Origin of the sequence: Corallococcus sicarius, from assembly GCF_003611735.1 — a bacterium.
GTDB classification, from domain to species: domain Bacteria; phylum Myxococcota; class Myxococcia; order Myxococcales; family Myxococcaceae; genus Corallococcus; species Corallococcus sicarius.
Map to the genome: position 1 here is coordinate 22472 of NZ_RAWG01000015.1, position 12869 is coordinate 35340.

12 protein-coding genes are annotated in these 12869 nt (G+C 69.9%); 6 read left to right on the plus strand and 6 right to left on the minus strand.

Features of this window, described 5'->3' with window-relative positions; genetic code table 11:
• The first annotated feature begins 222 nt into the window (after window positions 1-222).
• Both D7X12_RS03875 and D7X12_RS03880 read left to right on the plus strand, forming a co-directional pair.
• Window positions 223-1260 (plus strand): oxygenase MpaB family protein, encoded by a 1038-nt coding sequence (locus tag D7X12_RS03875; RefSeq protein ID WP_158619949.1) that lies wholly within the window; start codon window positions 223-225, stop codon window positions 1258-1260.
• 175 nt (window positions 1261-1435) lie between these two features.
• Window positions 1436-1714, plus strand: a complete 279-nt coding sequence (locus D7X12_RS03880; RefSeq protein ID WP_120623914.1) for a hypothetical protein — start codon at window positions 1436-1438, stop codon at window positions 1712-1714.
• A gap of 85 nt (window positions 1715-1799) precedes the next feature.
• Here the strand turns inward: D7X12_RS03880 and D7X12_RS03885 are convergent, their stop codons facing one another.
• Both D7X12_RS03885 and D7X12_RS03890 read right to left on the minus strand, forming a co-directional pair.
• Window positions 1800-2201 (minus strand): spore germination protein GerW family protein, encoded by a 402-nt coding sequence (locus D7X12_RS03885; RefSeq protein ID WP_120623915.1) that lies wholly within the window; start codon window positions 2199-2201, stop codon window positions 1800-1802.
• Between the two features lie 151 nt (window positions 2202-2352).
• Complete coding sequence (locus tag D7X12_RS03890; protein WP_120623916.1) at window positions 2353-3258, minus strand: LysR family transcriptional regulator; 906 nt, start codon at window positions 3256-3258, stop codon at window positions 2353-2355.
• Between the two features lie 160 nt (window positions 3259-3418).
• On the opposite strand from D7X12_RS03890, the gene D7X12_RS03895 reads away from it, so the two are divergent.
• Window positions 3419-4261, plus strand: coding sequence for an SDR family oxidoreductase (locus D7X12_RS03895; protein WP_120623917.1), 843 nt, complete (start codon window positions 3419-3421; stop codon window positions 4259-4261).
• A 78-nt stretch (window positions 4262-4339) separates the two neighbouring features.
• Here D7X12_RS03895 and D7X12_RS03900 read toward each other — a convergent pair whose 3' ends face one another.
• Window positions 4340-5443 (minus strand): leucine-rich repeat domain-containing protein, encoded by a 1104-nt coding sequence (locus D7X12_RS03900; protein ID WP_120623918.1) that lies wholly within the window; start codon window positions 5441-5443, stop codon window positions 4340-4342.
• A gap of 127 nt (window positions 5444-5570) precedes the next feature.
• Between D7X12_RS03900 and D7X12_RS03905 the strand changes: the two genes are divergently transcribed.
• The gene (locus tag D7X12_RS03905; protein WP_158619950.1) at window positions 5571-6428 is read left to right on the plus strand and encodes a glycoside hydrolase family 16 protein; all 858 of its coding nucleotides are present in this window, start codon (window positions 5571-5573) and stop codon (window positions 6426-6428) included.
• 67 nt (window positions 6429-6495) lie between these two features.
• Here D7X12_RS03905 and D7X12_RS44920 read toward each other — a convergent pair whose 3' ends face one another.
• From D7X12_RS44920 to D7X12_RS03920, 3 genes are all read right to left on the minus strand, one after another.
• The gene (locus tag D7X12_RS44920) at window positions 6496-6993 is read right to left on the minus strand and encodes an outer membrane protein assembly factor BamB family protein (RefSeq protein WP_158619951.1); all 498 of its coding nucleotides are present in this window, start codon (window positions 6991-6993) and stop codon (window positions 6496-6498) included.
• Window positions 6918-8510: an Ig-like domain-containing protein gene (locus D7X12_RS03915; RefSeq protein ID WP_120623921.1), complete on the minus strand. Its 1593-nt coding sequence runs from the start codon at window positions 8508-8510 to the stop codon at window positions 6918-6920. The genes D7X12_RS44920 and D7X12_RS03915 overlap by 76 nt, the downstream gene beginning before the upstream one ends.
• A gap of 66 nt (window positions 8511-8576) precedes the next feature.
• Window positions 8577-10820: a chitobiase/beta-hexosaminidase C-terminal domain-containing protein gene (locus D7X12_RS03920; RefSeq protein WP_120623922.1), complete on the minus strand. Its 2244-nt coding sequence runs from the start codon at window positions 10818-10820 to the stop codon at window positions 8577-8579.
• Between the two features lie 157 nt (window positions 10821-10977).
• Here D7X12_RS03920 and D7X12_RS42795 point away from each other — a divergent pair, with 157 nt between their 5' ends.
• Both D7X12_RS42795 and D7X12_RS03925 read left to right on the plus strand, forming a co-directional pair.
• Window positions 10978-11151 (plus strand): hypothetical protein, encoded by a 174-nt coding sequence (locus D7X12_RS42795; RefSeq protein WP_158619953.1) that lies wholly within the window; start codon window positions 10978-10980, stop codon window positions 11149-11151.
• Between the two features lie 221 nt (window positions 11152-11372).
• A complete protein-coding gene (locus D7X12_RS03925; RefSeq protein WP_120623923.1) occupies window positions 11373-12848 on the plus strand; it encodes an ELWxxDGT repeat protein in 1476 nt (491 codons plus the stop codon).
• The last annotated feature ends 21 nt before the right edge of the window (window positions 12849-12869 follow it).

Here is a 12869-nt window from a genome sequence, read left to right on the forward strand (position 1 = left end):
CCTGCCCTGTCGCCAGTCAAAGCTTCCCGGGGGCACGGGGATGGATCCACTCCGGCCCGAAGGCAATCATTGGCGCGAGAAGGAGGACACACTCCACTCGCCAAGCCCCCGCCTGCCTCCACACCTCACGCAGGACAGAAGGGGGTGTGGTAACCCTCCCGTTTCATGCGACAGACCGCTCGGGCATCAGGCGGCCGCAGTGAGCCGGTCGGAGGTAGAACCGTGAATCAGCAGGAGAGTCCGAAACGGCGACAGGTGTCTCCGGAAGTGCAGCAGCAGATCCACCAGGACAGCGAGCATTTCCGCAAGTGTCTCGACTACCTGCGGGAGCACGCCGCAGGCGAGCAAGAGGGCTTCTACGGCCCCGACAGCATGACCTGGGTGATCTATCGCGAGCCGGTGATCCTCCTCGGCGGGCTGCGCGCCATCCTGCTGCAGATCGCCCATCCGGCGGTGGCCATCGGCGTCGCCCAGAACAGCAACTTCCGGGGTGACCTGCTCGGCCGCGCGCGACGTACCTATACGGCGATGTACCAGCTTGTCTTCGGGGGCCTCCGCGAAGCGATGGGTGCCGCGAAGCGGGTCCACAGCCTCCACAGCCGGGTCAACGGCTCACTTCCAGCCGGGGCCGCTGGCTCGCAGGGTGAGGGCCGCTATCGCGCGAATGATCCCCTGCTCCAGCGTTGGGTGCTCGCCACCCTCATCGACGGCGCCCTCGTGGTCTATGAGACCTTCGTGCGGCCACTCAGCGTCGAGGAGAAGCGCCGTTTCTACCAGGAGTCGCGGCTCGCCGCGGCGCAGTTCGGGCTGCTGCCAGAGCAGATGCCGCCCACGCTCGAGGCCTTCTACGACTGGTATCACGAGCAACTGGCGGGAGATGCGCTGCGCGTGGAAGACACCGCGCGCGAGCTGGCGGGCCTGCTCTTCAATTCACCGTTTACCCGGGGACAGCTTGATGAGTTGCTCACCGCCGGCCTCCTGCCGCAGCGCTGGCGCGAGGCGTACGGGCTGGCCTGGGGACCGGGACAGCAGCGCGCATGGAGGCTCCTGAAGGGCACGATGCGCCGGGCCATCAACCTCACCCCGCCAACGCTCCGCTGCGTCACGGCCTGGCATCAGGCGCAGCTGCGGCTGGCCCAGGCGCGAGGAAAGCGGCCGACGGTCATGGCCCGGGTGCTGAACACCCTCGACTCCTATGTCGACGTGCCGTTCAGCATCCGCCCCGTCGCGACGAAGGCCCCGGCGGCTGACAAGCACTGAAGCCGTGGAGGAAGTGCCGGCGTTGTACCCAGCGCACTCGAAGAACCTGCTGAGGCCTTCCTAACCTCGCCCGGTCCCTCCATCCTCGTGTGCGCCTCCGGTACCGCACATGCGTCACCGCTCGGGTCAGGAGGCGCCGTTGCAGTCCCACTCGTGGAACCCCGGAGTCTGTCCCATGCGAATCACCCTGTCCCTGCTGGCTGTCGTCGTGGGCCTCACCTTCTCCGCGGGTTGCGGCGGCGAGTACGAGCCGGAGCAGGCACCGGCGTCCGGGGCGGTCTCCGTCGAGGAGCAGCTCCCGGAAGGCACCGTCACGCAGCTGGCCATCTGCACGCAGAAGTGGACGTGCAATTACGTCCGCTGGCACAGCACCGAGGCGAACTGTGTCGCGGCCTGTGGCGGCGCGTCCTGCACCAAGGACTACGCCTGCACTGGCGGCTGCCTCTGCCCCTGAGGCATCCCTGACGGAAAGGCTGAGGCCCCAGCGCGTCGCCGCTGCCGCGAGCGTCGAACCCGCGGCTGGGGCCAGGTGAGCGAGCTCAACTCCAAGCGCGCTGCAGGAGGCGGGCGGTACGGCGTGCGCGCAGCAGGCGGTTGATGCCGAAGAGGACGATGGCCGCGCCCGCGAGCAACTGCCCTCCCCGGACGATGCGATTGACGTCCACGGCGGGGACCCAGGTGACTTTGCCCTCGCGGATGACGAAGGCGCCCGCGGGTCGGGCCCTCAGCCCGAAGCCGCTGCCCGAGCCGCTCCCCTTCGGGACCTCGCCCTTCACTCCGGCCTGCTGAGGCGCCGGCCCCTCGCCTCCGCCTCCGCCGCCTCCGCCGACCACCAGGGCCGCGGGAATCACGGTGACTCCATCCTGCTGGATGGCCTCTCCGTAAACGCGCTTCACGTTGATGCTGTCGCGGGCCCGGTCGATAACGTCGTTGACGTCCATGGTGTCCCCCCAGATGGGATGTCGGTGTCCTCACCGCGAGAGGTGGACACGGTGCGGCATGATGACTGGACGTGCAGGCCGACGGGCCGTGGGGCGACACGAGGGACAGGGGCTTCTTGGCTGGGCCCTCAGGCGCAGGAGCCGGCCAGGCTCACACCGTCTTCGCTGCGAGCTCCTTCGCCGTTTCGACGAAGAGACGCAGGGGCCCGGAGCGCTGCGCGCGGCTGGGGTAGTAGAGGAAGAAGCCAGGCAGCTCGGGCGCGTAGGCCTCCAGCACCCGCACGAGCCGCCCGGTTCGCAGCGGCTCCTCCACTGCCGGCTCGAAGGCATACGCCAGCCCCAGCCCCTGCTCTGCCATCGTGAGGATGAACTCGTTGTTGTTGGTGACGACGCTCCCGCGCACCGGCACGCGCCAGCTCCGCTTCCCACGCTCCAGCTCCCACGCGTAGAACGCGCCCGACTCCCCCATCCGGAAGGTGAGGCACTCGTGGCGCAGCAGGTCCTCGGGCTTCTGGGGCGTGCCGTGCTTCGCCAGGTAGCCAGGCGCGCCCACCACCACGAAGCGGAAGGCGTTGGTCAGGCGCACCTGCACCATGTCGCGCTCAAGGGCCTCGTGCAGGCGCACCCCGGCGTCGTAGCCCTCGGACACGATGTCCACGAGGCGCCCCTCGATGACGATCTCCAGCTCCACGCGCGGGTGCCGTTCGCGGAAGGTGGGGAGCACCGGAGAGATGACGAGCGGCACCGCGATGCCCGGCACCGACAGCCGCAGCCGTCCCACGGCCTCTCCCGGCTGGGCCGACACCTCCTTGAGGGCTTCGAACGCCTGGCCCAGCCCGGGGCCCGCGCTCTCCACCAGGCGCCGCCCTGCCTCCGTCAGCGCCACGCTGCGCGTCGTGCGGGTGAGGAGCACCACGCCCAGCTGCGCCTCGAGCTGGCGCACGGAGTGGCTGACCGCCGCCGTGGAGACGCCTAGCTCGCGCGCGGCGGCGCTGAAGCCGCGCAGGCGCGCCACGTCGAGGAACACCTGGAGGTGAGGCAGGACGGCGGGCTTCATCGGGAGCGCCTCCACGGAGCCCCCGGTGGGGGGGCTTTCGCATTGTCAAATGGGGTTTAACAACCCATGCAATCTGTTCGCTCTACCGAGGCCTGGGTGCACCTTGTATTTCTTCTGTCGGGTCGGGGCGCTGGACGCCTCGCGACACAAGGAGCGGTCCATGGGTGCAGGCGCGGACGTGGTGGTCATCATCGGGGCAGGCGGCATCGGACAGGCGATTGCGCGCCGCCAGGGCCCTGGCAGGGCGGTGCTGCTCGCGGACTTCAACGCGGCGACGCTCGAGGCGGCGACCAGGGCGCTCGAGGGGGTGGGCTACCAGGTCGTCTCCCAGCGGGTGGACGTGTCGTCTCGTGAGTCCGTGAGTGCCCTGGCGAAGGCTGCCGCGAGCATGGGGCGCGTGACGCAGGTCGTGCACACCGCCGGGCTCTCGCCTGTGATGGCGCCCGTGAAGGCCATCCTCGCGGTGGACCTCGTCGGCGTCGCCCTCGTCCTGGAGGAGTTCGGGCGTGTCGTCGCGCCAGGGGGGGCCGGCGTCGTCATCTCCAGCATGGCGGGTTACATGCCGCCCCCGCTGCCCCTGGAGCAGGACCAGGCGCTCGCGCGCACCCCGACGGACGAACTGCTGCAGCTGCCCATGTTGAGCGAGCAGGCCGTCCCCAACCCGGGCGCGGCCTACGCGCTCTCCAAGCGCGCGAACCACCTGCGCGTGCAGTCGGCGAGCCTCACCTGGGGCGAGCGCGGCGCGCGCATCAACTCCATCAGCCCCGGCATCATCGCGACGCCCATGGCCCAGCAGGAGATGGCCTCCGAGGGCGGCCCCGTCTACCGGGCGATGATCGAGAAGTCCGCCACGGGCCGGATGGGCACCCCCGAGGATGTCGCGTCCGCCGCGGCGTTCCTCCTGGGGCCGGACTCGAGCTTCATCACGGGCGCCGACCTGCTCATCGACGGCGGCGTCATCCCGGCGCTGCGCGCGGGCCGACTGCAGCTGCTCGGACGCTGAGGCCCCAGCGCGTCTCGAACCCGTAAGCCAGGCCACGCATGCGCGTGATGACTGGCGTGCGGATCCGCAGACCCGGCGTCACGGCGAGTCGAACTTGACGCGAGCACCGAAGCGGGCGCCCAAGGCCTCTCGCGTCTCCGGTGACACCTTGGGTCGCCCCAGTTGGAGCGACTCGAGCGCGGCAAGGAACGGCGAGCGTGCCAGCGCGAGCGCACCTTCGTCGCCCAAGTCGTTGTTGCCCAGGTCGAGCCAGCGCAGCCCCGCGAGGGCCTCCGACCCCGCGAGCGCGACGACCCCTGCATCCCCGATGTCGTTCCCTCCCAGCCCGAGTCGGGTCCAGCGCCGAGGCATGGCGGCGAGCGCGACAGCGCCTTCGTCGCCCAGCGCCCCGCCTGCGAGTTCGACCTCTTCCAGGCGCGGCAGCGCCGCCAGGATGGAGACGACGCCGGGGCCGAACCACCGCCGCTCCATCGAGAGGAACTCGAGGGTGCCAGCGAACGCAGCCCCTGAGAGGGATTGCAGGCCGTCGAGGCTGTAGTCCTGACCCTCCCGGTCGTTCGAGAGGTCGAGGCTCGTCAGCCGGGGGAACGCGCGCGAGCCGAAGAGCGCGGACAAATCCTCGTCATCGAGGCTCGTGCCAATCAGGCCGAGATGCAGCAACGAGCCGAGGTGCGGTGAGCGGGCCAGATGGCCCGCGCCCCCATTGGAGAACAGCGTGTCGCTGAACGAGAGGGCGGTATAGCGGCGCAGCGCCGGCAGCAGGGCGAGCCGTCCCACTGCGTCGGTGGCGTCGCTGAGGATGAGGTCCGCCACGAGCGGCGCCGCGCGGAACAGGGCGTCATGGTGGGCCAGGAATGGCTCGGCCGCCAGCCACAGCGTGGAGACGACGGAGTCACGGCGGCCCAGCGCCACGACGACCGCCCGGAGTTCCTCGGGCAGCGTGTCGAGCAGGCCAGCGAGGACGCTGGCCGGGTCGCCCCTGTCGCAGGCGGACCGGATCCGTGCGGCGTGCTCAGGCAGGGCCTGGGCAATCGCCTCGGCATACTCCCGCCACCGGGTCAGGTCCTCGGGTTGCGCGCGGAGCCCGAGGAGCAGGGCCTCCTCGCGTGCACCCACCCGGTCGGGCTCGATGGCCTCAAGCGCGCGGGAGGCTTCGTCGTCGCGACGGCTGAACGAGGTCATGGAGCGAAGCTAGCAGGCGGGGCCTCCCGGCGATTAACCCGGAAAATTCAGTGGGGCCCTCCTCTGGAGCCTGAACGCTTCACGCGAGGGAGTTGACGACATGAAGAGGCCAGGCTGGAGCTTTCCGTTGGGGGCGATTTCCGCGCTGCTCCTGGGCGTGCCCATGCTGGCGGAAGCAGCCCCCTTCACGGAACACTGGGCGGCGTACCCGTCACCGTATTTCTATAGCTATGGCGGAGCCGCGAACACGGCGACGTCCGTCGCGCAGTCCGGAACGACAGATGGCCGGGCCCTCCAGCTCAAGCTCTCCGCCTACCCCGCGGCGGGAGTCGGGGGTGGCATCACCCAGGAGAGTTCGTCACGGTACCGGTACGGCACCTTCACCACCCGGCTGAAGACCACGAACTGCTCGACGCAGCCGAACACGGGCATCGTCACGGGCTTCTTCACGTACTTCAACGACGGTGGGGACTACAACGGCAACGGCCTGCCGGATAACAGCGAGATCGACTTCGAGTGGCTGTGTGCCGAACCCCAGGTCATCTACCTCACGATGTACACGGACTTCGGCCCCGCCGCGCACCGGCGTGTGTCGCGAATCCTCAACCTGGCCACCGGCACCCTCCACTCCACCTGCTACTACGAGAGCTTCAGTGGGGCGTGCCAGCCGCTCACGGGCAACGAGAACCTCCCCACGACGATTCCAGCGCTCGCGGGGTACAACTCCAGTACGGCGCATTACGAGTATGGCTTTACCTGGACGGCCAGCCGGGTGACGTGGTGGGTGGTGCACCCCACCACCGGGCAGCGAATCACGCTGTGGGACTACCAGGGGCCGGCGTCGCGCATCCCCGCCAACAGCTCGCACTTCCTGACCAACACCTGGCACACCAATGACTGGACGCCGCCGAGCCGCCCGCTGGCGACCCAGCCGCCCAACTCGGCCCGGTATGCCTATGTGGACTGGACGGCGTACGTGCCCTGAGCCGCCCCCGCTTCCCCGGCGGCCGGGCTGCCAGAGTTCATGGCAGCCCGGGATTTCTCCGCGCGTCTCACTTCACCGCGATGGCGGCGACGCTCCCATTGCTTCTCGCGATGAACAGGATGCCATCCTTGCCCATCGCGAGGTATCCGCCAGCAGGATACGTCCAGACGTGCATCCCGGTGGTCAGGTCCACCGCGTACGTGTTCGAAGCGGTGCTGACGAAGAGCAGGTTGTCCGTCACGAGCGTCGTCCCCTGCGGCAGGCCTTCCGGCGGCCCCCAGGTCCAGAGCAGCGCGCCATCCGACTCGGCCCGGGCCTCCACCTTGCCGCTGTTGAAGACATACAGCACGCCGTCCGCGACCGTGACGCTGCCCATGAACGAGGCCTTCAGCGACCAGCCGACCCGCTGGTTCGCCAGGTCGAAGGAGAGCAGCCGGTAGCCCTGGATGGCGAGGACGTTCCGGGAGCCGCCCAGCACCGGCGCCGTGTTCATGCTCCACCCCCTCCAGTCGAAGCCGGGGTCCTTGATCGTGTAGGCCAGGACGCCCGTGGTCGCGTCCACCACCTGCAGCCCTGATTCGGTGTAGGCGAAGACCTGCCCCCCTCCACCGCGGGCGTCCACTGGTCATACTGGCTGGTGCCGAAGAACCACTGCTGCTTTCCGCTGGTCGCGTTGAAGCTGTACATGCCGTCGTAGTAGCCGCCCGCCATGAACACGTTCCCCTTGAGCACCACGGGGGCGTAGTAGTGCGACCACTGGTTGCCGTACGCGCTCTGGAACCGGATGCTGCCGGTGGCCGCATCGAAGGCGTAGAGAAACGAATCCTCGTGCCCCGACGTGGTGAGGTACACCGCGCCGTCGGAATAGGCGGGCGGGTGGGCCGCGTGGATGGTGCCGAAGCTGTGCGTCCACAGCGTCGCTCCGGTCTGGGCATCGAGCGCGGCCAGCAGCTGGCCGCCGAAGTAGCTCTGGGTGGAGACGAAGACCGCGCCTCCTCCTTCGGTGACGGGGTTCAGCGCGGTGGCGCCCGTAACCGCCGGGCGCACCCACAGCTCGCGGAAGACCTCGGGATCCAACGTCGCATCCACCGCGCCGGTGTGCCGGGCGTTCCCCTGGAACGTCGCCCACTCCTCGGTCTGGTTCCACGAACCCTTCGACGCAATCACACGCAACCGGGCCACGGCCGACTTGCCCTCGCGGGTGGCGGTGAGGGTCACCGTGCCCTCGCCCCTGCCGGTGACCTTGCCGTTCGCCTGGACCTCCGCGCGGGAGGCGTCGGAGCTCACCCACTCCACCGTGCGGCCCGTCAGCACGTTGCCATGGGCGTCCTTCAGCTCCACCCGGAGCTGGAGTTCCTGGTCGACAGCGATCACCGCGGAGGATGGCGAGACCGTGACCTGGGCGACGGGGACGTAGAGGTCGAGCGTCGCGGACGCGCTCTTCGTCTCACTGGTCGCGGTGAGGGTCACCTGACCGGCCTTCAGCGCCGTCACCAACCCGGAGTCACTCACCTGCGCCCGGCTCGTATCGCTCGAGCTCCAGGTGACGGCACGCCCGGAGAGGGTGGCCCCGCGTGAGTCCTTCAGCGTCGCCGAGAGCTGCACCGTGGTCTCCACGGGCACCTGTCCCGTGGGAACGCCGTCGAGCGTCACGGACGCCACCCTCGCCACGACCACGCGCACCACGACCGAGGCACTGCTGCGCTCGCTGGAGGCGGAGATCACCACGTCGCCCGGCTTCACGGCCGTCACCAGCCCCTGGGCGCTCACCTCCGCGACCTCGCTGTTGCTGGAGGCCCAGCTCACCGGCCGGCTCACGGGGTTCCCGGCCGCATCCCGGGGGGGCGCGGTGAGCTGTACGGTTTCGTTCGCGGGAATGGGCTCGGCGGATGCCCCGCTGATGAGAATGGACGCCACCCTCTCGCTGGGAACCGTTCCGTTTCCGCAGGCACTCACCGCGATGGCCAGGATGAGCGCGAAGCACCGTCGCGCCAGACTCAATGACCCGGCCATGGTCGACCCACGCGCCGAAGACCCAAGAGGCTCCATGATGTGATTCCCCCTCGAAATGATTGAGCCCATGCGGGCGTGATGCTGCCCGGGTCAGGCGCGGTCACTCCAGACCCAATCCCTGTCATCGACTTCCCGTCAGGGCAGGCGCTCATCCCGCGCCGCACCGTTGAGGACGCCGAGCGTGGCCGGGCCGTACGCCCAGTCGCTCGCGGTGTTGGTGTCCGAGAACGAGACGCGGCCCACCGTCATCGTCCGGGTGCCGCTGGTGGGGAACGCCCAGGACCAGTCGAAGGAGACACCAAAGGCGCTCGGGACGGAGTCATACGTGCAGGGCATTCCGCCGCAGTCGGCCGGGGACCACTGGCCTTCGGCCTGGAGCGCCTGGAGCTGGCCGGGATAGGCGGGGACGGGGGTGAAGCCCGGGATGACGGCGGCAATGGCATCCTGGGTGTTGCCCAGGTTGTCCCGGAGGCGGTGCACCCGCTGCCCCCCGCTGACGCCGAAGGTGCCGCCCTGGAAGTCCCAGGCCGTGTCGAAGTTCGATGCGTACAAGGCCTGGGGCCAGGCCGTCTTGCTCGTGAGCTCCGAGGCCGGGGCGTCCACGTTGCCCGTCGCCCGGTCCGGGTTGAGGTGGATGATGATGAGCTCGCCTTGGAGCACCTGCACGTCCGGCAGGGTGGCCAGGGGCGTGGAGCTGGAGGCGTCCACGAGGGTCATCCCTTCCGTGCTGCCACCCTCGAGCACGACCAACTCCACCAGGTCCCGCTGATTGGCGACACCGGGCGCAAGCTCGGTGATGCGCAGCACGGCAGGCGTCTGCCAGCCCCGGAAGCTGCCATTGCGGCCCGTCGGGTCCACGCCCTTGCCCCGGGTGTCTTGCACCGTGGAGGCCACCGTCACGGTGTAGTCCTGCCGGGGCGTCTGGGGGCTGGTGCCGAGCCACACCTCGCGGTTGTCGACACGGCGGACCTCCGTGACGGCCAGCCCGGCGATGGAGAACTGGCTCCCATCGGCCTGGACGCTGGCCGGGTCGATGCGCCGGTCGAAGCGGACGACGACGGCCTCCGAGTTGGCGGCCTGCCCACCCTTCACCCGGGGCGCGGGGCACGTCGACGAGACCAACTGCTCGGGCGTCCACACGGAAGGCTGGGTTTGCGGCGTCCCCGTCCCCGTCCAGAAGAACCACAGCGGCGAGACGATGCCCACCGTGCAGCCCTGGGCCAGGTCGAGCTGATCCCTCACCGTCTCCACCACGCGCAACCGGAAGTTGAAGGCGCTCGGGGAACCCGCGGTCACCCGGGCCGTCACCAGCGGCGCCTGTTCGTGGCCGGCGCCCGCCAGGGCGAAGGGGCCGTTGAGGGTGCCCGTGAGGGTGATGAGCTCCGCCTCGTAGTCCGGCAGCCGGGCGGGCAGGTCCACCTGGCTCACGTCCTGGACGAACCCCGTCAGCGCATGGCCGGAGCTCTGCACGGTGAAGCCCGAGAGGGTCGCCCGCACCATGCCGTTGGCGATGCGTTTGGTATTGACGACGAGGTTCACACGCATGCCGGCCTGGGGCTGGGGGCTCAGCATCCCCGGGTCCCCTTCCACGAAGAGGGCCGGGCCGCCACGCTCCGCCTGGAGGAAGAAGCCCGCCGGGTCGTTGGCGAGGGTGCCCACGCCCGGCTTGACGAAGGTGATGTAGGCCCCGTCAACGGGCAGGCTCACCTGGCCGTCCGCCGCGGCGCGCACCGCGGCGATCTGCGCCGAGGCGGTCTCGCCGCTGGAGTTCGGCAGCGTGTAGCCCTGCACCTGCACGGGCTCCGCGTGGCCCGCCGTGTCCACGGAGAAGAAGCGCACGGTGGTGCTCCGGGCCAGGGTGAACGGGCCCGTATACAGCGGGGAGGCGCCGTCAGGCATGGAGCCGTCCGTGGTGAAGCGCGTCGCGCCGCAGCCCGTGCCCGGGGCACTACTGCACGTCAACGTCACCGTGACGGTGGGCTCCGGGTACGTACCGCCCGGAGGCGCCGCCACCGTCACCGGTGCCTCGAAGTCGAGGGTGTAGACCGCGGCTTGAGCCGGCTCGGCGTTGCCCGCCTTGTCCACGGAGAAGAACTGGAGCGTGGCGGCGGTGCCCAGGGTGAAGGGCTCGCGGTACAGCGTGGAGCCGGCGCTCGGCGTGGAGCCGTCCAGCGTGTAGTACGTGGCTGAACACCCGGTGCCCATGCCGTCTTCGCACGCCAGCGTCACCGCCACCGCGCTCGTGAAGCTGCCGCCCACGGGGGTCGCGCGCGTGGAGGGCGGCGCCGAGTCAGGTTTGCCACCGCCGCAGGCGAGCATGAGCGGGATGAGGAGAAGGCCCAGGGAGCAGCGAAGGGACCAGGAAGTCTTCAGGGGCATCGTGGCTCCAGGGTGCGGGGCAGTTGCCCCGCGTTGAGGAGCGGGGTCAAAGCCATCCTCCGAAAGGGGCCTCCCGATGAGCCACCGTGGGGAAAAGCGATGCACTGGCGCGTTGTCTTCAGGGGCGACGCGGCGGGCCCAGGCGTTCTGACTGCCATTGCCGTTCAGGGTTCAACACCCCGCGGCCCGGCAGAACAGGTTCATCCCTGACACCTTCTTTGACCCCACGGGCTTCGGCATCCACGCGCCCACCGCCTTCGACGGGGGCGGGAACGTCGCGCGGGACGACGGCGCGGGCGACTGCGTGGGCATCGTCTGCGCCCCCTTCTGACGACACACCCGGTGAAGCAGGCTTCGGGGTGACATGAAGGCCCACTCACGCACCCGGCACCCCACTCCGACACCGTGAAACTTCTGCCACCCGGCTGCAAATGAACCCGGGTGGCATCATCCTGCTGCCCGCCATCCAGCACCCACATGCCCTTCCGGGCCGGTGTCCAGGCACTGCTCGACACCCCAACGTCCGTCGGTTTGAGGATGGAGGGAGTGGACATGCGCGTGAAGGCCTGGTGTGCCCTGTTCGGTGTGGGATTGATGGGGTGTGGCGGCGTGGAGCCCGAGTTGCTGGAGGGGGCGCCGGAGGACGCGACGGTGCACGCCCAGGCGTGCGCGCCCGGGACGGCCACCAAGGTGAAGGACGTGCTTCCGCCGGGGACCGACCTTCCGCCCTGGAGGCCGTCGCCTTCGGGGCTGACGAACGTGCAGGGCACGCTCTACTTCGCGGTGAATCTCTTCCCGAACCACTCCCTCCTGTGGAAGAGCGATGGCACGACGGCCGGCACCGTCCCCGTGAAGGACTTCCCCGCGTATGGCATCAGCGGCTACCGGGACCTGGGCGGGCTCATCGCCGTGGGCCACCAGCTCTTCTTCAGCGTCAATGATCCGACGGTCGGACGGGAGCTGTGGGTCTCCGACGGCACGGACGCGGGCACGCGGCTCGTCGCGGATCTCACGCCAGGGACCGCGAGCACGTCACTGTCGGGGCTGGCGTCGGTGGGAGGCACGCTGAGCTTCTTCCGCCGCGACCCGGCGACGAACGGGCTCTTGTTGTGGAAGTCGGACGGCACCGCCGCGGGGACGGTCCAGGTCCTGGCCCTGGAGCCCCAGGCCTCCCTCGCGTCGAGCGTCGTGCTGTCGAGCGGCCTGCGGGTGTTCATCCTCCAGGACGCGGTGTTTGGCGGCACGCGGGTCTGGCGGAGCGATGGCACGGCCGCGGGCACCTACGCCTTCACTTCGCTGGATGCGGGCGAGCCCCAGGTGCGGGACATGCGCTCGCAGGGCGCCTTCGCGGTGTTCGCGCTGGCGGAGGGCGGCAACACGGAGCTCTGGAAGACGGACGGCACGGCGGCGGGCACGGCGCGGCTGGAGACCTTCGGCCACGACGCGCGGTTGCTCGGGGTGCTCGGCTCCCACGTCTACGTGTCGTATCCCACGACGGATGACCGGCTGAAGCTGGCGCGCGTGTCACTGGCGGGCGGCGGCAAGGCGACCGTGACGACGCTCGCCAATCCCTTCGCGGGCCAGGAGGGTGCCCAGCCGTACGTCCAGGACGCGAAGACGGCGGGCAACAAGCTCTACCTGTCGGTGGCCATCGGCTCGCCGGGGCCCGCGCCGCGCCGGGTGGACCTCTGGGGGACGGACGGCACGGCGGCGGGCACGGCGCGACTCAGCGAGGGCCTGAGCACCTCCGATGAGCGGGCGTCCACGCTCTTCGACTCCGGCTCGGGCACGCTCATCTTCGGCTCCGCGGGCGACAGCGCCGGCGAGGAGCCGTGGGTGACGAATGGGACTGCCGCCGGAACGGCCCGCATCGCGGACATCCAGTCGATGGGGGGCTCGAACCCGAACTCATTCCTGCGGATTGGCACCCGCATCTTCTTCGTCGCCAACGGCGGGCCCCCGGGCAACGCCCTGTGGTCCATGCCCGCCAACGTCACCTGCCCCGCCCTGAGCGCCGAGGCCCGGTAGCGGCCCCCTGTTTCCCGGGAC